At 63.4% G+C, this 22,281-nt stretch carries 20 protein-coding genes; 12 read left to right on the top strand and 8 right to left on the bottom strand.

All coding sequences use genetic code 11. The features are described from left to right. The first annotated feature begins 307 nt into the window (after positions 1-307). Positions 308-1,093, top strand: a complete 786-nt coding sequence (locus MRBLMS1_RS14680) for a hypothetical protein (RefSeq protein ID WP_485879995.1) — start codon at positions 308-310, stop codon at positions 1,091-1,093. 496 nt (positions 1,094-1,589) lie between these two features. On the opposite strand, the gene MRBLMS1_RS14685 is transcribed toward MRBLMS1_RS14680, so the two are convergent. Then, positions 1,590-2,123 (bottom strand): ankyrin repeat domain-containing protein, encoded by a 534-nt coding sequence (locus tag MRBLMS1_RS14685; protein WP_485879997.1) that lies wholly within the window; start codon positions 2,121-2,123, stop codon positions 1,590-1,592. A gap of 227 nt (positions 2,124-2,350) precedes the next feature. Between MRBLMS1_RS14685 and MRBLMS1_RS14690 the strand changes: the two genes are divergently transcribed. After that, a complete protein-coding gene (locus tag MRBLMS1_RS14690) occupies positions 2,351-2,710 on the top strand; it encodes a cupin domain-containing protein (protein WP_223279024.1) in 360 nt (119 codons plus the stop codon). Positions 2,711-2,733: 23 nt separating this feature from the next. Here MRBLMS1_RS14690 and MRBLMS1_RS14695 read toward each other — a convergent pair whose 3' ends face one another. Further along, a complete protein-coding gene (locus MRBLMS1_RS14695; protein ID WP_485879999.1) occupies positions 2,734-3,933 on the bottom strand; it encodes a YbfB/YjiJ family MFS transporter in 1,200 nt (399 codons plus the stop codon). 264 nt (positions 3,934-4,197) lie between these two features. On the opposite strand from MRBLMS1_RS14695, the gene MRBLMS1_RS14700 reads away from it, so the two are divergent. The 4 genes from MRBLMS1_RS14700 (at position 4,198) to MRBLMS1_RS14715 (ending at position 6,664) form a co-directional block, all read left to right on the top strand. Beyond that, a complete protein-coding gene (locus tag MRBLMS1_RS14700) occupies positions 4,198-4,872 on the top strand; it encodes a CsgG/HfaB family protein (RefSeq protein WP_128139521.1) in 675 nt (224 codons plus the stop codon). 17 nt (positions 4,873-4,889) lie between these two features. Next, on the top strand, positions 4,890-5,249 hold the full coding sequence (locus MRBLMS1_RS14705) for a DUF4810 domain-containing protein (protein ID WP_205602385.1): 360 nt from the start codon (positions 4,890-4,892) through the stop codon (positions 5,247-5,249). Beyond that, positions 5,246-5,908 carry a DUF799 domain-containing protein gene (locus tag MRBLMS1_RS14710; RefSeq protein ID WP_436481012.1) on the top strand — a complete coding sequence of 221 codons (663 nt, stop codon included), beginning with the start codon at positions 5,246-5,248 and terminating at the stop codon, positions 5,906-5,908. Before MRBLMS1_RS14705 ends, MRBLMS1_RS14710 begins: the two co-directional genes overlap by 4 nt. Before the next feature lie 126 nt (positions 5,909-6,034). Then, positions 6,035-6,664, top strand: coding sequence for a hypothetical protein (locus MRBLMS1_RS14715; RefSeq protein ID WP_139091931.1), 630 nt, complete (start codon positions 6,035-6,037; stop codon positions 6,662-6,664). On the opposite strand, the gene MRBLMS1_RS14720 is transcribed toward MRBLMS1_RS14715, so the two are convergent. Together MRBLMS1_RS14720 and MRBLMS1_RS14725 are read right to left on the bottom strand one after the other, a co-directional pair. Then, entirely contained in the window at positions 6,661-7,767 is a 1,107-nt protein-coding gene (locus MRBLMS1_RS14720) for a tryptophan 7-halogenase (RefSeq protein ID WP_485880002.1), read from the bottom strand. The two genes, MRBLMS1_RS14715 and MRBLMS1_RS14720, sit on opposite strands and share 4 nt — an antisense overlap. Further along, positions 7,764-9,629, bottom strand: coding sequence for a LodA/GoxA family CTQ-dependent oxidase (locus tag MRBLMS1_RS14725; protein WP_485880004.1), 1,866 nt, complete (start codon positions 9,627-9,629; stop codon positions 7,764-7,766). Before MRBLMS1_RS14725 ends, MRBLMS1_RS14720 begins: the two co-directional genes overlap by 4 nt. Positions 9,630-9,815: 186 nt before the next feature. On the opposite strand from MRBLMS1_RS14725, the gene MRBLMS1_RS14730 reads away from it, so the two are divergent. Both MRBLMS1_RS14730 and MRBLMS1_RS14735 read left to right on the top strand, forming a co-directional pair. Next, the gene (locus MRBLMS1_RS14730; protein ID WP_034754799.1) at positions 9,816-10,481 is read left to right on the top strand and encodes a response regulator transcription factor; all 666 of its coding nucleotides are present in this window, start codon (positions 9,816-9,818) and stop codon (positions 10,479-10,481) included. Next, positions 10,475-11,785 carry an ATP-binding protein gene (locus tag MRBLMS1_RS14735; protein ID WP_485880006.1) on the top strand — a complete coding sequence of 437 codons (1,311 nt, stop codon included), beginning with the start codon at positions 10,475-10,477 and terminating at the stop codon, positions 11,783-11,785. The genes MRBLMS1_RS14730 and MRBLMS1_RS14735 overlap by 7 nt, the downstream gene beginning before the upstream one ends. A gap of 57 nt (positions 11,786-11,842) precedes the next feature. On the opposite strand, the gene MRBLMS1_RS14740 is transcribed toward MRBLMS1_RS14735, so the two are convergent. Both MRBLMS1_RS14740 and MRBLMS1_RS14745 read right to left on the bottom strand, forming a co-directional pair. Further along, on the bottom strand, positions 11,843-12,481 hold the full coding sequence (locus MRBLMS1_RS14740; protein WP_070306009.1) for an NAD(P)H-dependent oxidoreductase: 639 nt from the start codon (positions 12,479-12,481) through the stop codon (positions 11,843-11,845). A 123-nt stretch (positions 12,482-12,604) separates the two neighbouring features. Further along, complete coding sequence (locus MRBLMS1_RS14745) at positions 12,605-13,603, bottom strand: aldo/keto reductase (protein WP_485880008.1); 999 nt, start codon at positions 13,601-13,603, stop codon at positions 12,605-12,607. Positions 13,604-13,705: 102 nt separating this feature from the next. On the opposite strand from MRBLMS1_RS14745, the gene MRBLMS1_RS14750 reads away from it, so the two are divergent. Then, on the top strand, positions 13,706-14,590 hold the full coding sequence (locus MRBLMS1_RS14750) for a LysR family transcriptional regulator (RefSeq protein ID WP_485880010.1): 885 nt from the start codon (positions 13,706-13,708) through the stop codon (positions 14,588-14,590). Here MRBLMS1_RS14750 and MRBLMS1_RS14755 read toward each other — a convergent pair whose 3' ends face one another. Both MRBLMS1_RS14755 and MRBLMS1_RS14760 read right to left on the bottom strand, forming a co-directional pair. After that, positions 14,591-15,676: an ATP-binding protein gene (locus MRBLMS1_RS14755; RefSeq protein ID WP_034754789.1), complete on the bottom strand. Its 1,086-nt coding sequence runs from the start codon at positions 15,674-15,676 to the stop codon at positions 14,591-14,593. Further along, complete coding sequence (locus MRBLMS1_RS14760; protein WP_072453865.1) at positions 15,676-16,431, bottom strand: response regulator; 756 nt, start codon at positions 16,429-16,431, stop codon at positions 15,676-15,678. Before MRBLMS1_RS14760 ends, MRBLMS1_RS14755 begins: the two co-directional genes overlap by 1 nt. A 134-nt stretch (positions 16,432-16,565) precedes the next feature. Between MRBLMS1_RS14760 and MRBLMS1_RS14765 the strand changes: the two genes are divergently transcribed. The 3 genes from MRBLMS1_RS14765 to MRBLMS1_RS14775 are packed head-to-tail and all read left to right on the top strand — an operon-like array spanning position 16,566 to position 22,275. Beyond that, a complete protein-coding gene (locus MRBLMS1_RS14765) occupies positions 16,566-17,729 on the top strand; it encodes an efflux RND transporter periplasmic adaptor subunit (RefSeq protein WP_485880013.1) in 1,164 nt (387 codons plus the stop codon). Positions 17,730-17,755: 26 nt separating this feature from the next. Continuing rightward, positions 17,756-20,902, top strand: coding sequence for a multidrug efflux RND transporter permease subunit (locus MRBLMS1_RS14770; RefSeq protein ID WP_485880015.1), 3,147 nt, complete (start codon positions 17,756-17,758; stop codon positions 20,900-20,902). Beyond that, positions 20,902-22,275, top strand: coding sequence for an efflux transporter outer membrane subunit (locus MRBLMS1_RS14775; protein ID WP_485880017.1), 1,374 nt, complete (start codon positions 20,902-20,904; stop codon positions 22,273-22,275). The genes MRBLMS1_RS14770 and MRBLMS1_RS14775 overlap by 1 nt, the downstream gene beginning before the upstream one ends. Positions 22,276-22,281 lie beyond the last annotated feature (6 nt).

The raw sequence follows: 22,281 nt of genomic DNA on the forward strand, positions 1-22,281 counted from the left end.
AGCGTGCCATAGCAGAGGCTTCAGTATTGAGCGAGGTAGTAGGATTGCGTCGAAGTTCTTCAGTGGTGTCGATACCCTTGTACACTCAACTGTTGAGCTTGAAGATATGAAGAGAAACCGGTAGGATGGATTTCAGGAATTTTCCAATAGTTATCCAGTTGCGACAGGCTGTTTTTTGGTTCGGCTTTGCTTATAAAAATAGTGGCTGTAATTTTATATTTTTTATCTTTCAATATGTAATTTTTATTTTAAAATTCCATATTTTGTATAATTTCGGTATTATTTATTTAAATATGGTGGAGGGTTTATGGTTTTTGATCCGATTAAATTGAGGGAAAATGGATATAATGGCGAAATGATTCGGTATATTGTTTCTAGGGAATATGATGAAAAACGGCCAATGGGGAATGTCGCCTGTGGTGATTTAGATAATTTTATACTGGCTTCATTGCTTGGTTTGCATAATGAGGTGGCGGAAATTATCTCTAGTCGAGTACGGTGGATAGAAAGTGCAATTGTTAATGATGAAGATTTTGGTGTTAATAGAAATGCACATCGCGGAAAGATGCATTTTGGGAAGGCAATTGGTGAGTGGCTGCTGAATGGTGAAAATGATTTTGAGGCATGGAATAATGCTCGCGTCTATGAAGAAGCGAAATGGAATTGGGAGGGCGGGCCTTGGTCTATGCGTGAAATTTTAAAGGATGGTCTTGCTGACTATATGGCATTTTCATATCAAGGTGGAAAATATAATAAAGGGTATGAGGCAGGAATAGAGACTTATCAGCGATGTACTGGGAAAAATGGTCCAGTGACTTTGAAAAAAATTCTGAAGCCACATGAATTTGCTTATGCCTTATGCTTGCAGAATGCAGAAGTTTTTGAATTTGATGAACATGATTTGTTTAATGCAGGCTGCCGGATGTTGCAAGCCAATTTGCAAGAAAAATGGCTTGGTGCTGGACAGATAATGCGCGCTGCAATGTGGCTTAAAATTGTTTACTGGCACCACGATAAAGAATTGACGCCTTTGCAAACAATATTAAAAGCCTACGAAAATATGCCAGATGTGAAAAAGCCATATTTTTTGTGATTCTCTATGAGAATGCACGTCGGCACCAGTTATGCAATTTGTCGCGACCTTGATCCGTGCTGGTCTTATGCATAGCAAGTTGGATTTTCTAAAAGGTGGATACGGCTTGATTTGGCGCGGTGGCTGGTCCCCTATTCGTACACGATTTTAGCCTTCGCCGTCTCGGTCTGCGGCAAGTGGCGCTTTGCCAAATTTTCATCGCCGATAAGAATCTGGTGACAGGTGCGAGCGAGCGGACTAGTTTTTCCCATATCCTCCCGAGACAAACCGGCAATAGCGGATTTTGCAGGTGAGGGTATTTTTGAGGGTATCGGTAACTAAATGGTTTGGAAAATACTGAAAAATCAAGCGCTTAGCCAGCTCGTTGACAATTGAGTGGGAATAATCTCCCGTCCAGAACCGTAGGCTAATGCCGGGGCAATGAAACAGCTAAGCTCTGGCTATTAGGCTTTTTTGCCTAGTGGCTGTCGCAAACTACTGGCGATATCTGCATCGGCTATGCCATCTGCCCCAAGCTGATCAGCCGAGCCAAAGTCTCCTGCGCATTCATGCTCTTGGCCAGCTTGACGGCAGTCATGCCCCGGCTATCCACAGCATCGATGCGGGCGCCGTGCTGCAGCAGCAGGTCGAGGATGGCCAGACGGTTGAACATGGCGGCCATCATCAAGGGGGTCTTGCCGTCCGGGCTGGCGCCTTCCACATTCGCGCCGTGCTTGAGCAACAGCTCGGCGATGTCCAGGTAGCCTTTGTAGGCCACGCCGGCCAGCGGCGTCTGGCCCTGGTCGTTGGGGACGTTGGCGTCGGCACCCGCTTCGAGCAGCAGGCGCGATGTTTCCAGGTGGCCATGGTAGCTGGCCAGCATGATCAGGCTGTCGCCTTTTTCGTTGCGAAAGTTGACCGGCACGCCTTGCGTGACCATGGCGCCCAGTTGCTGCGTGTCGCCTTCGCGCACGAGGGCAAACAGGCCCTGGATGAATTCCAGGGTTTCGGCATCCATCGTTGGGGGGAGTTTTCGTGCATCGGTGTTCATCGTGTTCTTTCTGCGAAGGTTAAATGGATATTGAAGTAGTGGCCGGGAAGTGTCAATTGTACGAGTCCGACTGTCCATGTGAGCCAAATGCGGCAGGTGCTCTGCTTGTAAATTTCCATTATTAAACTATATTGGAAAATGATGTGATTTTTATATCATGTCAGTTATTCCGATTCGGAAATTGAATACTTCCAGAAATTCCAAAGGGGGGACGAGTCATGAGTGCAATGTTAGAAAAGAAATCCATGGATACGCCGGACGAAGTGCGTCCATTCAAGGACGGGGCAGGCCGGATGGCCGTCTTTACGCTAGGCGAACAGACCATGGGGCGCGGCGAATTTGAGCCTGGCTGGCGCTGGAGCCTGCATGTCAAACCGATTGCGGGAACCGATTCGTGCCAGGCGGCGCATACCGGCATGGTTCTCGAGGGGAGGATGGTGGTACGGATGAATGATGGCGCCGAAATGGAATATGGACCGGGTGACGTCTTCTATATGCCACCGGGGCACGATGCCTGGGTGGTTGGAGACCAGCGTTGTGTCCTGTTCGATGTCACCGGTGTCGCAAGGTATGCCAAACCGCAATAAGGGCGGCAGCTGAAGACAGCCGCTCACGCGCCCGCCGCCAGCGCCTTTTGCCGCGATGCCAATGCGGCGCCGATGAAGAGGGCGATGGCCGAGGCGATCAAGCCCCGCTCCAGTCCGGCGGGGCCGTCGGCGATCCAGCCGACGACGATGGGGCCGACGATCTGGCCCAGCGCGAATACCGTCGTGTAGGCGCTGATGCCGGCCGTCCAGGATTGCGGTGGCAAGTTATGCCGCACGAGGGCCGTGGTTGACGCCACCACCGACAGAAACACTGCGCCGAAGACGAGGCCCGAAATGAACACGACAGGCGCAAAGCTCGTCAGTGCGGGCAGGATCGTAACTGCGCCCAGCACGCCGTTCAATATCGCCAGCGATTCGCCGCCCTTGTAGCGGTCGAGCATGCGCGCCCAGATGCGCGACGACGCTACCACCGCCAGCCCCAGCAAGGTGTAGAACACGGTGATCAGGGTGGCGCTCATGCCTTGCTGCTTGAGCAGGGCGATGACGAAGGTCATGTAGCCGATGTAGCCGACGCCAAACATGAAGTAGCCGGCCAGACTGGGGGCAAAGTCGCGCCAGGCGAAGCGCCGCGGCGTGTCGACGGCGCGCGGCGCTTCGCCGATCGCCTTCGCCGGCACGGCCATGATGGCGGTGGCGGCCAGGCAGGCTAGCCCCAAGGCCAGCCACGGCCATTGCCAGGCATGCGCGGCGCCGTGGTCTTGCGCAGCGGCCAATGCGGCTGGCACCAGCAGGGCCGACAGTGCAATACCAAAACCCGTGCCGCCGTAATACAGGCCGATGTAGAAGCCGGCGCGCTGGCTGTGCATGGAACCGAGCCGTGCCGCCAGCACGCCGCCGGCGATGAAAATGAAGGCGCTGGCCACGCCCGCGCACACGCGCTGCAGGAACAGGGTGGCCGTGCCGCTGACCAGGCCCGACATCAGCATGAAGACGCTGGCCAGCACGGAACCGGCGATCAGCAGGCGCCACACACCCAGGCGGCGCATCAGCGCCGGCGTGGCTAGGGCGCCGAGAAAATAGCCGAGCGCATTGAAGGTGTTCATGGCCCCGGCCAGCAGGTAGGACCAGTCCAGGTCGTCGCGCATGGGCGGCAGCAGCAAGCCATAGGAAAAGCGCGACAGGCCCAGGGCGACGGCGGCGCCCAGCGATAGGGCCAGTGCGGTGAGCAGCGGATGGGACGGGGAACGATCGTGTGTCGGCATGGCCTGAGACCCATCCTGGTAGGGGAAAGCGTACGGTGGCGGCGGCTCTGGCGGCACGCTTTTTTGCTACCAAGTTAATGAATTGGGCGTGGGAAGTCAAGCCGGGCCGCACTTGTATGTGGCAGGCAACAATGCAATCTTTGTCATCGTTACTTTTGGAGAGAATTGTGAGACATGCAATCTCATATAATTGCAATTAGGAAATTAACTTGCCAAAATTCAATTTTGCGGGTTGCTCCTGATCCTCCATATCTTAAGGGCACTATGAACAAGAATAAACCTGGCGCGTTGTTGATTGCAGCGCTGATTGGTGCGGCGTTGGCTGGCTGCGCTTCCGAATCGTCGCAAGCCGTGGCTGTTCCCACAGTCGCCAGCGCGGCCCGACCTTACGTTGGTCCACGTACCCTGATCGCTGTCGGCAAGTTTGATAACCGTTCCAGCTTCATGCGCGGCATCTTTTCCGATGGCGTCGATCGCCTGGGTAGCCAGTCGAAAACGATCCTGATTGCGCACCTGCAGACGTCCAACCGTTTCAACGTCCTCGACCGCGACAACATGGCCGAGCTCAAGCAGGAAGCCGACTTCAAGAAACAAGGCCAGAACATCAAGGGCGCGGACTTCGTCGTCACGGGCGACGTGACCGAATTCGGCCGCAAGGAAGTGGGCGACAAGCAATTGTTCGGCATCATGGGCCGCGGCAAGACGCAAGTGGCGTATGCCAAGGTCACCTTGAACGTTGTCAACATCGCTACGTCTGAAGTCGTGTTTTCGGCCGGCGGCGCCGGCGAATACAGCCTGTCGAACCGTGAAGTGCTGGGTTTTGGCGGCACCGCCAGCTATGACGCCACCCTCAACGGCAAAGTCCTGGACCTGGCCATGCGCGAAGCGGTCGAGCGCCTGGTGGCCGGCGTCGAAGCGGGCGCATTGCGCAAACAATAAGGTATCCCATGAAAACAATGATGAACAAGGGTGCAGCCCTGCTGGCCATGCTCGCCTGTGCCGCCTTGACCGGTTGCGCCACGCAATCGAAGACCCTGTACCAATGGGAAGGTTACCAGCCGCAAGTGTATGAATACCTGAAAGGCGAAAGTCCGGAGCAGCAGATGGCCGCCATGGAAAAAGACCTGCAAGTGATCGCTGCGAAAGGCAATCATGCGCCGCCGGGCTTCCATGCCCACCTGGGCATGTTGTACTCGATCGCCGGCAAGCCGGAGCAGGTCGCCGCGCAATTCGAAGACGAGAAAAAACTGTTCCCGGAATCGACGCCATACATGGACTTCCTGTTGGGTAAATTGAAAAAAGGCGAGAAATTATGATGTCGCGCATGTTGAAAATGGCCCTGTGCCTGGGCCCCGCCATCTTCATGGTGGGCTGCGCCACCAAGCAGGCGGCATACGATTACACCGCATTCAAGGCGGCCAAGCCCCGTTCGATCGTGGTCTTGCCGCCGTTGAACAACTCGCCGGAAGTCAATGCCGGCAACAGCGTCTACGCACAAGTGACGTATCCGCTGGCCGAAGCGGGCTACTACGTGCTGCCGGTGGCCGTGGTCGGTGAAACCTTCAAGCAGAACGGCTTGACGAATGCCGCCGATATCCACGGCGTCGATGCGAAAAAGCTCAATGAGATCTTTGGCGCCGATGCGGGCCTGTACGTGACGATCTCCAAGTACGGCACGACGTACGCCGTGATCGACAGCGTGACGGTGGTGTCGGTCGATGCCAAGCTGGTCGACCTGAAGACGGGCACCTTGCTGTGGCAGGGCGCGGCCAGCGCATCTAGCAATGAAGGCAACAATAACAGCGGTGGCGGCCTGATCGGCGCCCTGGTGACGGCGGCGGTCAAGCAGATCATCAACACCAGCACCGATGCCAGCCATCCTATCGCCGGCACGGCGAATGCGCGACTGCTATCGGCCGGTGTGCCGAACGGCCTGCTGTACGGTCCTCGTTCGGAACGTTACCTGGCGCAGTAATTGTATTACCAGGCCCGGCGCTTTGCCGGGCCTGCCGCATGGCCTTCAACGCCCGAAGCAATCATGGACTCGGCTTTCGGCGCTGTTTTTCCTGAGTGCGTGCAGATTCCCGGCAAGGAGCAAGTGATGGCAACCCAATTCAACGTCCGCTACAACGTGGAAACGGACGAGTTGCAAGGCAGATCCGTGCTGGTCTTTCTGAAGCCACACCAGCCGCAGGGCCATTGCCAGATCCACGCATGGCAGGTGTTGACCGGCTCGGCCGGCGCCACCGAATCGTTCGATTACGAAGACCGGATCTCGACCGATGTGAGCAGTTTCGGCATCAACAGGAACAGGATACTGTCTGGCCGCCAGGGCATCGCGCCAGGCCAGCTGCTGTCGGCCATCAGTCCGCATGGCTTGTCGCCGCTGCTGCAGCCGGCGCCCATGTCGTTGGCCCAAGCCAAGCTGACGCCGGCGCAATGTGGCGTCATCAACCAGACCAACCCGTTCATCGAATTCAGCTGCAACTGGTATGTCAACGAGCGGCCCGTCGTGAGCATGCCCAATGTCGATGCCAACATGACGGTGAGTTTCGAATACCAGCCCAGCTTCTACTTCATGGTGGCCACGCCGCCGATGGTGGGACAGACCTACAGCCTGGAGAGTTTTCCAGACATGACGCAGTATGCGCGGCCGATCACGGCCACCAAGGTGGACGTCACCGTGAGCCGCCAGCAGGGCCTGTGGAGTTTCGACTTCAGCGCCAGCTAGCGCGCGCCGGCCTGCACCGGCCGGCGCCGGCTCCAGAAGGGCGCCATCGGCCAGCGCGTTTCCTGGCCATAGCAATATGTCAGGTGGCGTTCGTACGCCGCGCCGATGGCCGTCAGTTCCCCATTGTAGTCTTGACAGGCTTGCAGTTCGCCCTGCAGCGTGCGGTCGGCTGCCTCGGCGGCGGCCAGGCCCGTATACAGGGCGTTGAAGATGCCTTGCGACGACAGCGGATCGAAGCTCAGGGCGGCGTCGCCGACGGCGAACCAGCCTGGGCCGGCGCCGGCGTCCAGGCTGGCCGTATGCGCGGGCGTCGCCATGGCGAGCGTATCGGCCGCATAGCCTTGCTGCTCCAGCAATTCCCCCGTAGCGGGCTGCCGGCGCGCCGCCGCTTCCAGCCAGCCGGCGTCGCGCAAGGCGCTGCTGGCAAGCAAGTCCGCATCCGTATGCAGGGCCAGCACGCGGCGCTGGCCGGGCAGGGGCGCGCTGTACCACCAGCCGTATTCGCAAGCCTCGATGTGGGCAAAGCCCCGTGCCGATGGCGTGCGGTCGTGTCCGTATTGCCATACTGAAACCAGCCGGTCGCCGCGCTGGCGCCGCGCCCCGACTTTGCGGGCCAGCCGGGCGCTGCGTCCCGTGGCATCGATGACGATGCGCGCGGCCGCGTCGCAAGGGCCATGCCGCGTTTGCAGCCGTACTCTCCAGCCGCCATTTTCCGGCGTGATGCCCGCGAGTGTGGCCGAGGCCAGCAGGGCGGCGCCGCGGCGGCGCGCTTCGTCGCGCAGCCACAGGTCGAAGGTGCCGCGCGCCAGGTGCCAGCCATGCCCATCGGGATCGCTGAGGAAATGGTGTTCCGTCCATGCGCCGTTCCACCAGGCGCGGTTGCCGTGGTAGGGCGCATGGCCCTGCCGCAGGAAGGCGTCAAGCAAGCCCATGTCCTGCAGCAGGCGCGCGGCGGCCGGCGGCAACGATTCTCCGATGCGCGCCAGCGGCGCGGCCAGCCGGTCGACCAGCAACACCCGGTGCCGCCCCGCCAGGTTCAGGGCGGCCGTGGCGCCGGCCGGACCGGCGCCGACGATGAGCACGTCGGCCTGCAGCAAGGTCACAAGCGGTGCCGCTGCAGATGGCGCGCTTTTTCCGTGCCTTCCAGGTCGACGTCGACGAACTCGTCCGGTATGGCTGTCGCCGCGCGCAGCTGGTGCTTGCCGGCTATCGGCTGCGGCAGGTTTTCCACCTGCAGGAAGGCGGGGAAACCGGTCACGTCCGCAGGGCCGGGGCGCACCTCGACCACGCCCACTTGCGCCAGGTCGGCGATCATGTTGTTGATCTGCTCTTCATAGCTGATGTTGCCCAGCGGACGTATCCACGCGGCGCGCCGGGCGAAGGCGGCCAGGCGGTTGTCGACGGGCACTTCGCGGTTCATCACCGTGTCGTAGGCCAGCTTGCTCATCACCTGGTTCGGCACGCGCGCGGGCCAGAACGTGGGCACGTAGGGATCGTAATCGGACTGGTAGCCGGAGCGGCAGCTGGCCGTGTCCGTCTGCCATGGCACGGCCATCCAGCGCGTCACGCCGCCCGCGATCTGCGCCGAGCAGGGGCTGCCGATATTGTCCGGCGTCAGGACGGCGCCGTAGTCGGGCTCGACCCAGCCGGGCGGTCGGTGCGCCAGGCGGAACGGCGCGCTGTACATGCTGGCCTGGCGCATGGGCCAGGTCATTTCGCAGCCCGGGTGGAAGGCGTCGGCCAGGCAGAATTCCATGGCCGCGCGCAGCAGGGTGTCCGGTTGCTGCGCCACGTCCACGTCGGCCAGGCTTTGCGGCGGCGTCTTGCCGGGCGCGTAATCGGCCGTGAATTCACCGGCCGCCCATTGCTTCAGGAAGCGCAATTGCAGATTGCTCAGCGCGCAGTTCTGGCGCGGCGTGTCTGCCGGCGGGATGGCCATCGCATCGCCATACAGCCACGGCCACGGCGATGGCGCCCAGGCGTCGCGCTCGAACTGGCGGAACTGGTTATAGATGACGTTGCGCCACTCCCGGCGGTTTTCGGACGGGCTGGCCAGGCGCGCCATCCACTCGTCGCGGCTGAACGGCGTGCTGCCGTCCCAGCCGAAGGCGGCCGCGAAGCCGGCGTTGACCCATTGCAGGTTGGACAGGCGTTCGAATATGGGGCGGATATCGTCCTGGAACGAGGGAACGGCAGGTGCGGCAATTTTGCCTTCGGAAACAAACAAGTCGCGCATCAAGTCCCACATGGTGCGCACCGACTTTTGCTGCGGCGCGTAGTCGGGCGGCGCGACGACCACCCAGGCCATGTCGACGGACAAAGCCTGGCCCTGGTAGTGGACGGTGGCGCAGACGGGGCCGTCGGACGTGTCGTCATGCCAGCCTTCGTTGTTGGCAAAGGTGATGGCGCGCGCGCCATTCCACGAGGCCGACTTGCCATGGCCGCCCAGCACGATCAGCCGCCCCATGGCGTCCGTGCGCAATTCGCCCAGGTAGACGGGCGTGCCCAGAAAGCTGCCGCTGTCGAAGGCCACGGCCGGCTGTTCGCTGCCGCTGATCTTGCGCTCGCCCGGCGTGATGGACAATTGCGCGCGGTCGGTGACGGCCATATTGCGCAGGAAAGAGGGCTGAGTGACATGCGCCTCGGGAATGTCGAGCGCGATCTGGAACTGGTACCACGCCGCTTTCGTGTTGGCCAGGGTGACGGACCATTCGATGTCGGCATTGCCGGCGTTCAATTCGGCCACCGCCACGCCGGCGGCATTCAGGCCGTAGATGCGAAAGAGCGCCGCCTGGCGCTTGATGGCCCCGGACGCATCGCGGTAGTAGCCGGCCGGGCGCGCCGCCGGTTCCGGCACTTCCGGTCCCAGAAAGTATTCGCCGGGGCTGTTGCCCACGCGGGCAATGCCGATGGGCGGATAAATCGCCGCCTTGACGATGACGGTATCTTGGGTGGAACTGGACATGGCGTGCCTTTCCAGATGCGTGGAGGGAAGGAAAATATACCGCATAAAAAACGCGTCAAATGCGCACATAGTCACCGCATCGTGAATTCGTGCGAGGGGCGCCGGACACATGCAGATGCGGCTGCCAGGCCCGCTTTTTCCAGCCACGTTAAGATAGCGGTATTTTCAAGACTGCGAGAGGCCCAAGTGCGCGTGTTGCTGGTGGAAGACGATCCGATGATCGGGGAAAGCCTGGTCGAGGGCTTGCGCGGCGAGTGCTATGCCGTGGACTGGGTGCGCGACGGCCACGATGCGGAGCTGGCGCTGGCCGGTTTTGCCTACGATTTGATGCTGCTGGACCTGGGCTTGCCCGGCAAGCAGGGCATGGACGTGCTGCGCAGCATGCGCGCGCGGGGCGCCGAGTTGCCCGTGCTGATCATCACGGCGCGCGACGGCACGCCCGCCCGCGTCGACGGGCTCGACAGCGGCGCCGACGATTACCTGGTCAAGCCCTTCGACCTCGACGAGTTGCTGGCGCGCATCCGCGCGCTGCTGCGGCGCCGGGTCAGCCGTTCGCGCTCCGTCATCGAGCATGGCGCGCTGATCCTCGACCTGGCCAGCCACGACGTCACGTTCGAGGGAGAACTGATCAAATTGCCGCCGCGCGAGTTTTCCGTGCTGCGTGCCTTGCTCGACCATCCGGGCAAGGTGGTGTCGAAGCGCCAGCTGAGCGAAAAGCTGTACGGCTGGGATTGCGAAGTGGAAAGCAATACCGTTGACGTGTACGTGTACCAGCTGCGCAAGAAATTCGGCGCGGACTGCATCCAGACCGTGCGCGGGGTGGGCTACAAGATGCGGGTGGCGGCATGCTGACCATCCGCCGCCAGTTGCTGCTCGGTCTGCTGGCCGCCACTTTGCTGTGCGTGCTGGGCGCCGGCATTTCCTTGTTCCGCTCGCTGTTGGAGGAAACCAATGAACTGGCCGACTTGCAATTGCGCCAGTTGGCCGTGGCCTTGCCCGACGAGTTCGAGCCGCAGGCGGGCCTGGTCGCCGCGCAAGACCCGGAAGAAGCGTTCGTGCTGCAGGCGTGGGACGAGGACGGCCAACCCTTGCCCGTCCTGCAGGGCCAGCCGGCATTGCCGCGCTATGCGCTGGCCGGCTTTGCCGATGTCGTGCTGCACGGCGAGGACTGGCGCCTGTACGGCGAAACGCGGCGGGGCCGCTACGTGCAGGTGGCACAGGCGCAGGCCGTGCGCGACCAGCTGGCCTGGCAGATGACCATGCGCGCCGGCGCACCGTTGCTGGTGTTCGCGCTGATCCTGGCGCTGCTGATCGTCGTCGTCGTGGGGCGCGCGCTGGCGCCGCTGCACCGGCTGGCCGAATCCGTGGCGGGTCGCTCGCCGGATACGTTGACGCCGCTGGCGGCCGACGACATGCCGCCCGAACTGCGGCCCGTGGCGCTGGCGCTCAACAGCCTGATGGGGCAGTTCGAGGCGGCGCTGACGGCGCAGCGCACCTTTGTTGCCGATGCGGCGCATGAATTGCGCTCGCCGCTGACGGCGCTGAAACTGCAGCTGCAGGTGGCCGAGCGGGCCGGCAGCGAGGACGAACGCCGCGTGGCGCTGGCGCGCCTGCACGAACGGCTGGACCGCAGCACGCACCTCGTGCGCCAATTGCTCAGCCTGGCGCGCCATGAAACGGCGCTCACGGCCAGCCAGCTGCACACGGTGGACCTGGGGCAATTGCTGGAAGCGGCCGTGGCCGACCACAGCGCGCTGGCCGACAGCCGTGACATCGACCTGGGCGTGGTGGACGCGCCGCCGGCCAGAGTGCTGGTGCAAGCCGATCCCGACGGCTTGCAAGTGTTGCTGAATAACCTGATCGACAATGCCTTGCGCTACACGCAGCAGGGTGGGAGGGTCGACTTGCAGGCGGCGCTGGAAGAGGGCAGGCCCCTGCTGCGCGTGTCCGACAACGGCCCCGGCGTGCCGCAACAGCACCATGCGCGCCTGTTCGACCGCTTCTTCCGTCCCGACGGCAATGACGCCTGGGGCTGCGGCCTGGGCCTGTCCATCGTGCGCCACATCGCCGAGCACCACCAGGCCGACATCGCGCTGGCTGAAGGCGAGGCGGGGCGGGGATTGCAGGTGACGGTGCGTTTTCCGCAGGCGGCGTGAATGCAAAAAAGCGGATGCCGGTGAAGGCATCCGCTTTTTCAGTTACGGGCGAAGCGCTTAGGCCAGCTCGGTGATGAATTGCTCGCGCGCAGGGCGCACTTTTTTCAGGTCCACCAGCCAGTCGCCTTCGTCGGCGCGGTAGCCGAGCGGCAGCATGACGACGGAACGCAGGCCTTTTTCGCGCAAGCCCAGGATCTCGTCGACCTTGGCCGGATCAAAACCTTCCATCGGCGTCGAATCGACTTTTTCCTGCGCCGCGGCGATCAGGGCCGTGCCCACGCCGATGTAGGCCTGGCGCGCCGCGTGCTGGTAGTTGGTTTCCGCATCGCGCTGCGGGTAGGTGGCCAGGATTTGCTGACGGTACGCTTCCCAGCCTTCATTCTTGAAGCCGCGCACGGTATTGACCAGGTCAAACATCTTGTTGATGCGCTCGACCGTGTAATTATCCCAGGCGGCAAACACCAGCAGGTGCGAGGCGTCCGTTACTTGCGACTGGTTCCACGCATGCGGCTTGATCTGCTCGCGCAGGGCCGGATTCGTCACGACGAAGACTTCGTAAGGATGCAGTCCGCTGGAGCTGGCCGTCAGGCGCACGGCTTCCAGAATGCGCTCGACCTTGTCTTGCGGCACCGTTTTCGTCGGGTCCATTTTCTTGGTGGCGTAGCGCCATTGCAGTGTTTCGAGCAAATCGGACATGTAAATCCCTTTCATAATGAATAGTTCAGATTGGAAATGATAGCGGATTCCGCCATTTCAAGTGCACCGGGCCAAAAACAACTGGTATAGCGTACTCAACTTAGCGCATGCATGACACCTTGTCTACAGGCCAACCATGGCAAGTTCCACGTCCGGGTAGCGCGCGCCCTGCACGCTGGCGGGCGCGATGGCTGCGCCGATGACGGCCAGCTCGGTGTCGCTCAGTTTGATTTGCGCGGCGGCCACATTCTCTTCAAGGTGCGCCAGGCTGCGGGCGCCCGGTATCGGCACGATGTCGGTACCTTGCGCCAGCAGCCAGGCCAGGGCCAGTTGCGCCGCCGTGGCGCCGCGTGCGGCCGCCAGACGCTGCAGTTCGGCAACGAGATGCCCGTTGGCCGCCATCGCGGGCGGCTGGAAGCGGGGCAGGCTGTGGCGGTAGTCGTCTGGCGCCAGCGCGGCGCTGGAGTTCAGCTGGCCCGTCAGGAAACCCCGGCCCAGCGGGCTGTAGGGCACGAAGCCGATGCCCAGTTCCCGGCAGGCAGGCAGCACCTCGGCTTCCACGTCGCGGCTCCACAGCGAGTATTCGGACTGCACGGCCGTAATCGCATGCACGGCGTGGGCGCGGCGCAAGGTGGCTGCCGACACTTCCGACAGGCCCAGGTGGCGTACCTTGCCTGCCCGCACCAGACCGGCCATGGCGCCGACCACGTCTTCGATGGGCACGGCAGGGTCCACGCGGTGCTGGTACAGCAAGTCGATGCACTCGATGCCGAGCCTCGACAGCGACGCTTCCACGGCCCGGACGATGTGCTCGGGGCGGCTGTCGACACCCGCCATGCGTTCCACGCCCTGGCCGTGGGGCAAGATCTTGAAGCCGAACTTGGTGGCGATGTGGACCTTGCCGCGCAGTTCCTTCAGGGCGCGGCCTACCAGGTCCTCATTGGCGTAGGGGCCGTAGACTTCCGCCGTGTCGATCAGGGTCACGCCCAGTTCCACGGCGCGGTGCAGCACGCGCAGCGAGGTGGCCTCGTCCGCGCCGCCGTAGGCAAAGCTCATGCCCATGCAGCCCAGGCCGATGGGGGCGACGCGCAAGCCGGAGTTGCCCAGTGTTCTGTGTTCCATTGTCATTCCTTTTCAAAAAAAGATGCTAGGAGTATGGGCGAAGGAACTGCATGCGATAAGATAGCTTATCCTGCATGTATTGCTGAATGAAACTCATGAATAATGGCTGACCTCAATGAATTGACGGCTTTTGCCGCCGTCGCCCGCCTGCGCAGTTTTCGCAAGGCGGCCCTGGAGCGTGGCGTATCCGCCTCCGCCCTCAGTCACGCGTTGCGCGCGCTGGAAGAGCGGCTGGGCGTGCGCCTGCTGAACCGCACCACGCGCAGCGTCACGCCGACGGAGGCGGGACAGCAGCTGCTGGCGCGGCTGGCGCCGGCCATGCGCGAAATCGATGATGCCTTGCTCGACCTGAGTACCTTGCAGGATGTGCCGGCAGGCAAGCTGCGCCTGAACGTGCCCCGTCCGGCCGCCCGGCTGCTGCTTGCGCCCATGCTGGCCAGTTTTGTCGCCCGCTATCCGCGCGTGCAGGTGGAAGTGGTGACCGACGACGGCATGATCGATATCGTGCGCGATGGTTTTGACGCGGGCATCCGCTTCGGCGAGCAGGTGGCGGCCGACATGATCGCCGTGCCTGTCGGCGCGCCGCAGCCGTTCGTGGTGGTGGCATCGCCCGCTTACCTGGCCGTGCATGGCGCACCAAGCACGCCGCGCGCGCTGCTGACCCACGCCTGCATAGGCCGGCGCTTTCCCAGCGGGCGCCAGTATGCGTGGGAGTTCGAGCAGGCAGGCGAGGGCTTCAGCATCGCCGTCGGCGGCCCGCTGGTGTTCGACGACGATGAATTGATGCTACGCGCGGCCCGCGATGGCGCGGGGCTGGCCTATGTGTACGAGGCCGATGCGCGCGCCGATATCGCGGCGGGGCGCCTGGCGTGCGTGCTGGAGCGCTGCCTGCCGCCGCCGCCCCGTTACTTCCTGTATTACCCGAGCCGGCGCCAGATGCCGGCCGTCCTGCGCGCCTTTGTCGACATGCTGCGCGCGCCGGCGTAGTCAGCCGGCGGGCGGCGGCGCGGCATGCTCGACCGGCCACTTGATCGTAAACAGGCTGCCGCCCGCCTTGCCACGCGTGCAGACGGCGCTGCCGCCGTGGGCGCGCGCGATGGCTTCGACCACGGCCAGCCCCAGGCCGCTGCCCGCGTTCAGGTCGACCCTGGCGCTGTCGCCGCGGCGGAATGCTTCGAACACGTGCGGCGCCAATTCCTCGGCAATGCCGGGGCCCGCGTCCTCGACGCTCAGATAGTACTGGCCGGCCAGCACGCGGGTGCGCACGCGCAGCAGGCCCGGATGCGCATAGCGGCGCGCGTTGTCGAGCAGGGCCAGCACGATTTGCCGGATGCGCGCCGCGTCGCAGCAGACGGGATGGTCGGACAGGTGCAGTTGCAAGGTAAAACCGGCCGCTTCCATTTCCTGCGCCAGCAACCGGCCCACTTCCTCGATTTCCAGGGTCAGGTCCGTCCACGCCATGCGCAGTTGCATGTGGCCACTGTCGGCCAGGCTCAGGGTGCGCAAGTCCTCGATCAGGCGGCCCAGGTCTTCCACTTGCGCCAGCAGGCTGGAAAACGGCACTTCCTCGGGCTTGAAAACGCCATCGACGACGCCTTGCAAGGTGCCGCGCAGGATGGTCACGGGCGTGCGCAGTTCGTGCGCGATGGCCGCGTTCCACGTTTCGCTTTCCTGCGCTCCCCGCTGCAGGCGCTCGGCCATGCTGTTGAAATCGTCGACCAGCATGGCCGTCTCGCCCAGGCTGCGGTCGCCGGCAAACGCGCGCGCGGACAGGTCGCCATGGGCCACGCGGCGCACGCTGTCCATCACGGAATTGATCGGTTTCAGTATGCGCGAAGCCAGTTTGATGGCGAAAAACGCGGCCAGGCACAGGCCGAAGATGGTGATGGCAAAGATCCACAGCCACTCAACGGTGCTGGGCGACCAGTCGTCGGGCTCGGACAGCATGCCGGGATCGATCTTGAAGGCGATGGCGAAGAAGGTCCAGGAACCGATCCAGATGATCAGGATGCTGCACACCATCAGCACGGACATCGACAGGATGATCTGCCGGTTCAAGCCTGTGAAACGCATCAGAGCTCGCTTTCCAGGCGGTAGCCCACGCCGCGCAGGCTGGCCGGCATATTCATCACGCCCGCTTCTTCCAGTTTCTTGCGCAGCTTGCTGACGTGGCTGTCCACCGTGCGTTCCATTGAATTGCTCTCGGGCATGCACGACTCCAGCAATTCCAGGCGGCTGCAAACGCGCCGCGGCGTGCGCGCCAGGTGCGCCAGCAGGCGAAATTCCGTCAACGTCAGGCTGAGCATGAGAGGCTGGGCCATGCCATCCTGCAGCACGCTGGCCACATACGTTTCCTGGTCGATTTCGATGGGGCCACAGCGCAGGCGCTGGCCGCCCACCGGGTGGTGGCGCACGCGCGAGCGGCGCAGCACGGCCGCCACGCGGGCAACCACTTCGGCCGGATTGAAGGGCTTGATGATGTAGTCGTCGGCGCCCACGCGCAGGGCGGCCAACTTGTCCGCATCCTGGTCGCGGGCCGTCAGCATGATGACGGGCGTTTCGCCGCGCCGCCGTACTTCCGCCAGCACGCCCCAGCCATCGACACGGGGCATTTGCACGTCCAGCAGCAGCAGGTCCGGCGCCAATGCCAGGTGCTGGTTCAGCGCTTCCTGGCCATCGTGTGCGAAGGCCGTGCGGTAGCCGTCGCGCTCGAGGTAACCGGCGAGGATGCGGGCGATTTGCGGCTCATCTTCGGCGATCAGGACGAGGGCGGAAGGCGGCGTGGTGGCAAGGAAGGAGGGCTGGCTGGCACTGTGATGATAGTTCATGCAATTAGTCTAGCATTCTTCGCTGTCTCCATCGAATCTCCACATTTCTTTGACGGAACATCCACGCAAGGCTTTTATGCTGCGGCCTATCTGTCGACCGGACCGCCGGTTGGGATCTGCCATAGAGAAAGACCATGCATCCGAGCCACCTCACCAAGAAAAACATGTTGATCGCCGCGGCACTGCTCAGCCTTGCCGCCTGTTCCAAACCCGCGCCGGAAGAAGGCGCCGCGCCGCCCGCCGCCGTCACCGTGCTCAAGTTGCAAGCGGCGTCTGTCGTCCTTAGCGATGAATTGCCGGGCAGGGTGGCGGCTTTCCGCACGGCCGACATCCGCCCGCAGGTGGGCGGCATCGTGCTGCGCCGCCAGTTCGAGCAGGGCGCCGAAGTGAAAGCGGGACAGAAGCTGTTCCAGCTGAATCCAGCGCCATTCCAGGCGGACGTCGATTCGGCCGCCGCCGCCCTGCAGCATGCGGTGGCCACGGCGAACCGCGCCAGCAGCCAGGCCGACAGGTTAAAACCGCTGGTGGAAGCGGACGCCATCAGCCGCCAGGCGTATGACGACGCCGTGGCCCAGCGCGAGCAAGCCGTGGCCACCGTGGCGCAGGCGCGGGCCAGCCTGGCGCGCCGTCGCCTGGACTTGGCCTTTGCCAGCATCGAGGCGCCGATTGCCGGGCGCATCGGCTCCGAACTGGTGACGGAAGGCGCGCTAGTGGGCTTGGCCGATGCCACGCCGATGGCGCGCATCCAGCAGATCGACAAGGTGTACGTCGACGTGCGCCAGCCGGCCGCCGCGCTGGCCGCCTTGCAAGCCTCGGGCAACGGTGGCGCGGACAAGCTGCCCGTGACCATTTTAGGCGCCGATGGCCAGCCGCATCCCGTCACGGGGCGCATCCTGTTCTCGGGCATCAGCGTCGATGCGGGCACGGGCGACGCCGTCGTCCGCGTGCTGGTCGACAATCCGCAGCGCCAGCTCTTGCCGGGCATGTTCGTGCGCGCCCGCATCGCCCGTGCCGTGCAGGCAAATGGCGTGCTGCTGCCGCAGCAAGCCGTCTTGCACAGCAGCGGCGGCCAGGCGCAGGCCTGGGTGCTCGATGGCACGAACAAAGCGAGCCTGAAAACGATCGCCGTGGGCGACGTGATCGACCACCAGTACGTGGTCAACGGCGGCCTGAAAGCGGGAGAAACCGTCGTCATCGAAGGCCAGGAACGCTTGCAGCCGGGCGCCACGGCCGCACCGCAGCCATGGAAGCGCGCCGCCGCCGTTGCCACCGCACCTGTCGTCAGTGCCGTGCGCTGACTCGTACATATTGAAAGTTTAACGACATGCCTCAATTTTTCATCAACCGCCCCGTCTTTGCGTGGGTGGTGGCGGTCTTCATCGTCCTGTTCGGACTGATCGCCATACCGCAATTGCCGATTGCGCGCTTCCCCTCGGTGGCGCCGCCCAGCGTCAGCATCAGCGCCAACTACCCCGGCGCCACGCCGCAAACCATGAACGATTCCGTGGTGGGCCTGATCGAACGCGAACTGTCGGGCGTCAAGCACCTGCTGTATTTCGAGTCGTCGACCGATACGTCGGGCTCGGCCTCGATCACCGTCACCTTCCAGCCGGGAACGAACCCGGAAATGGCGCAGGTGGACGTGCAGAACCGCCTGAAAGCCATCGAGCCGCGCCTGCCGCAAGCCGTGCGGCAAAATGGCTTGACGGTGGAATCGGCGTCGTCCGGTTTCCTGATGATCGTCAGCCTGATTTCCGACAATGGCCAGCACGATGAAGTGGCGCTGGGCGACTACCTGGCGCGCAACGTGACGGAAGAACTGCGCCGCATTCCCGGCGTGGGCAAGGTGCAGCTGTTCGGCTCCGAGCGGGCCATGCGCATCTGGGTCGATCCGGCCAAGCTGGTGTCGTACAACATCGCCATGGGCGAACTGACGGCCGCCATCGCGCAGCAAAATGCGCAGATCGCCCCGGGCCGCCTCGGCGACTCGCCCGCCGTACACGGCCAGCGCGTGACCATCCCGCTGACGGTGCAGGGCCAGCTGCAGACGCCTGCCGAATTTGCGGCCATCGTCCTGCGCGCGAATGCGGACGGCTCGAAAGTGACGATCGGCGACGTGGCGAAAGTGTCGCTGGGCGCGCAAAGCTTCAACTTCAGCATCCGCGAAAACGGGCAAGCCGCGTCGGGCGCCGCCATCATGCTGTCGCCCGGTGCCAACGCCGTGCAGACGGCCAGTGCCGTGCGTGCGCGCATGGCCGAACTGGCGCATACCATGCCGGCCGGGATCAAGTATTCGGTACCGTTCGATACGGCGCCGTTCGTGAAGATCTCGATCGAGAAGGTCGTCATCACCTTGCTGGAAGCGATGGTGCTGGTCTTCCTCGTCATGTATCTGTTCCTGCAAAAGATACGCTACACGCTGATTCCCGCCATCGTCGCGCCGATCGCCCTGATGGGCACTTTTACGGTCATGCTGATGGCCGGCTATTCCGTCAACGTGCTGACCATGTTCGGCATGGTGCTGGCCATCGGCATCATCGTCGATGACGCCATCGTCGTGGTGGAAGCCGTCGAGCGCCTGATGGCGACCGAAGGCTTGTCGCCGAAGGAAGCGACGTCGAAAGCGATGCGTGAAATCACCGGGGCGGTAGTAGGCATCACCCTGGTGCTGACGGCCGTGTTCATTCCGATGGCGCTGGCCAGCGGCTCCGTCGGTGCGATCTACCGCCAGTTCACGCTGGCCATGGCCGTGTCCATCCTGTTCTCGGCGTTCCTGGCCTTGACCCTGACGCCGGCCCTGTGCGCCACCATGCTCAAACCGATAGGCCCGCACGACCATGACAAGAAGGGCTTCTTCCTGTGGTTCGACCGCGGTTTTGAACGCATGACGGCGCGCTATGAAAAGGGCGTGGTGGCGATGGTGAAACGCGCGGGCCGCTCGATGGTGCTGTATGGCGCCATCGTCGCGGCGCTGGGCGTGGCCTTCATGCAGCTGCCGTCGGCCTTTTTACCGGAAGAAGACCAGGGATACTTCATCACCTCGATCCAGCTGCCGTCCGACGCGACGATGGAGCGCACGCTCGACGTCGTCAAGCTGTACGAGCAGCACGTGGCCACGCGGCCCGGCATCGAAGTGAACCAGTCTATTCTCGGTTTCAGCTTTTCCGGCGCGGGCCCGAATGCGGGCCTGGCGTTCACCATGCTGAAGGACTGGAAGGAGCGCAACGGCGCCACGGCGCAGGAAGAAGTGGCGCTGGCGCAGGCCGCCATGTCGCAGGCGAAGGAGGGCATGATCATGAGCCTGATGCCGCCCGCCATCGATGAACTGGGCAACTCGTCCGGCTTTTCCATGCGCCTGCAGGACCGCGCCAACCAGGGTGTCGCAGCTTTGCAGGCGGCGCAGAACCAGTTGCTGGGACTGGCCGCGCAAAGCGGCAAGGTGGCCGGCGTGTATCCGGACGGCTTGCCACCGGGCGCCAGCGTGCGCCTCGATATCGACCGCACCAAGGCCGAAGCGCTGGGCGTGTCGTTTACGGCCATTGCCGACATGCTGACGGCGGCCATGGGCTCGACCTATGTCAACGATTTCCCCAACGCTGGCCGCATGCAGCAGGTGATCATCCAGGCCGATGCGCCGTCGCGCATGCAGTTGAACGACGTGCTGGCCCTGCGCATCCGCAATAACGCGGGCGGCATGGTGGCGCTGGGTGAACTGGTGCGCCCCGTATGGAGCGAATCGCCGCTGCAGCTGGTGCGCTACCAGGGTTATCCGGCGGCGCGCATTTCGGGCAGCGCGGCGCCGGGCGTATCGAGCGGCGACGCCATGCTGGAAATGGAGCGGCTCGTGAAACAGCTGCCACCGGGCTTTGCGCTGGCGTGGACGGGCCAGTCGCTGCAGGAGAAGGAATCGGCTTCGCAAGCACCGATGCTGATGGCGCTGTCGATGCTGGTGGTCTTCCTCGTGCTGGCGGCCCTGTATGAAAGCTGGTCGATTCCCGTCTCCGTGATGCTGGTCGTGCCTTTGGGATTGCTGGGCGCCGTGCTGGCCGTGATGTTGCGTGGCATGCCGAACGATGTGTTCTTCAAGGTGGGCATGATCACGATCATCGGCCTGTCGGCGAAGAACGCGATCCTGATCGTCGAATATGCGCGCCAGCTGCAGGCACAAGGCAAGGGGCTGGTCGAGGCGACGGTGGAAGCGGCGCGCCTGCGCTTGCGTCCGATTTTGATGACGTCACTGGCGTTTGCGCTGGGCGTCGTGCCGCTGATGCTGGCCACGGGCGCCAGCGCCGAGACGCAGCACGCGATCGGCACGGGCGTGTTCGGCGGCATGATCACCGCCACCGTGCTGGCCGTATTTTTCGTGCCCGTGTTCTTTGTCGTGGTGCTGGGCGCCGTCGACAAGATGGGCACGTACTTCAACAAACGCAGTAACCGCATCGCCGTCAAGGCGGTGGAAGGAGAGTTGTAATGCGTTTATTCTTTATGACGCCGCTGGCTGCGCTGGCCTTGTCGGCGTGTTCATTGACGCCGCCGCTGGTCAAGCCGGCGGCGCCGATCCCTGCCGCGTATGCCGAGGTTTCCGCGCCAGGCATGGGCGACACCTCAGCGGACTTGGGCTGGCGCCAGATGCTGCTCGATGCGCGCTTGCAGCGCCTGGTCGGCATTGCGCTGGAAAACAACCGCGATTTGCGCGTGGCGGCCCTCAACGTGGAAGCCGTGCGGGCCCAGTACCAGATCCAGGATGCGGGCCGTTATCCGGCCATCGGCGCGAATCCGGGCGGCGTGCGCCAGCGCGGCGCCGATGCGGTCACGCAAAACCAGTTCACGGCCGGCATTGCCATGAGCGCGTTCGAGATCGACCTGTTCGGCCGCCTGCGTTCCCTGTCGGATGCCGCGTTTGCCCGCTACCTGGCCACGCAGCAGGGCCAGCGCGCCGCGCACATGGCCCTGATCGGCGCCGTGGCCGACGCCTACCTGGAACAGCGGCTGGCGGAAGAACAGCTGGCGCTGGCGCGGCAAACTCTGCTCGACTGGCGCCAGGCGCTGGTGCTGACGCAGCGCCTGCACGGCGCGCAGCAGGGCAGCGGCCTGGATGTGGCGCAGGCGGAAGGGCAGGCCGCGACGGCGGAAGCGGACGTGCAGGCGCGCGAACGGGCCAGTGCCCTGGCGCGCAACAACCTGGAATTGCTGCTGGGCGTGCCGTTGCCCGCCGATTTGCCGGCTGGCCGCGCACTTGATGGCCAGCCCGTGCTGACGCAGCTGCCGCCCGGCCTGCCGTCGGACTTGCTGGCGCGCCGTCCCGACATCCTGCAGGCGGAATATGCGCTGGTGGCGGCGAATGCGGAAATCGGCGCCGCGCGCGCCGCCTTCTTCCCGCGCCTGTCGCTGACGGCGTCGCTGGGTTTTGCCAGCCCGGAGCTTGGTGACCTGTTCCGCGGCAGCGCGCGCAGCTGGTCGTTCGCGCCGCAAGTGACGCAGCCGCTGTTCCAGGGCGGCCAGCTGCGCGCGGAATTGCAGCTGTCGCGCCTGCGCAAGGACGTGGCCGTGCTGCAGTACGAGCAGGCGATCCAGACGGCGTTTCGTGAGGTGCGCGACGGCCTGGCCGGCAGCGCCACGTATGCGCAGCAGATCGATGCCCAGCAGCGCGTGGTGGTGGCGGCGCAGCAGCGCCAGCGCCTGTCGCAGCTGCGCTACGACGCGGGCCAGGACAGCCGCCTGGAATTGCTCGACGCGCAGCGCCAGTCGTATGCGGCGCAGCAAGCCTTGCTCGACGCACGGCGCGACCAGTTCAAGTCGGCCGTGGCCTTGTACAAGGCGCTGGGGGGAGGGCTGGAGGAGTAGGGCCTT

The organism is Massilia sp. LMS1-1-1.1 (assembly GCF_040815535.1).
Lineage (GTDB): Bacteria > Pseudomonadota > Gammaproteobacteria > Burkholderiales > Burkholderiaceae_D > Janthinobacterium > Janthinobacterium aestuarii.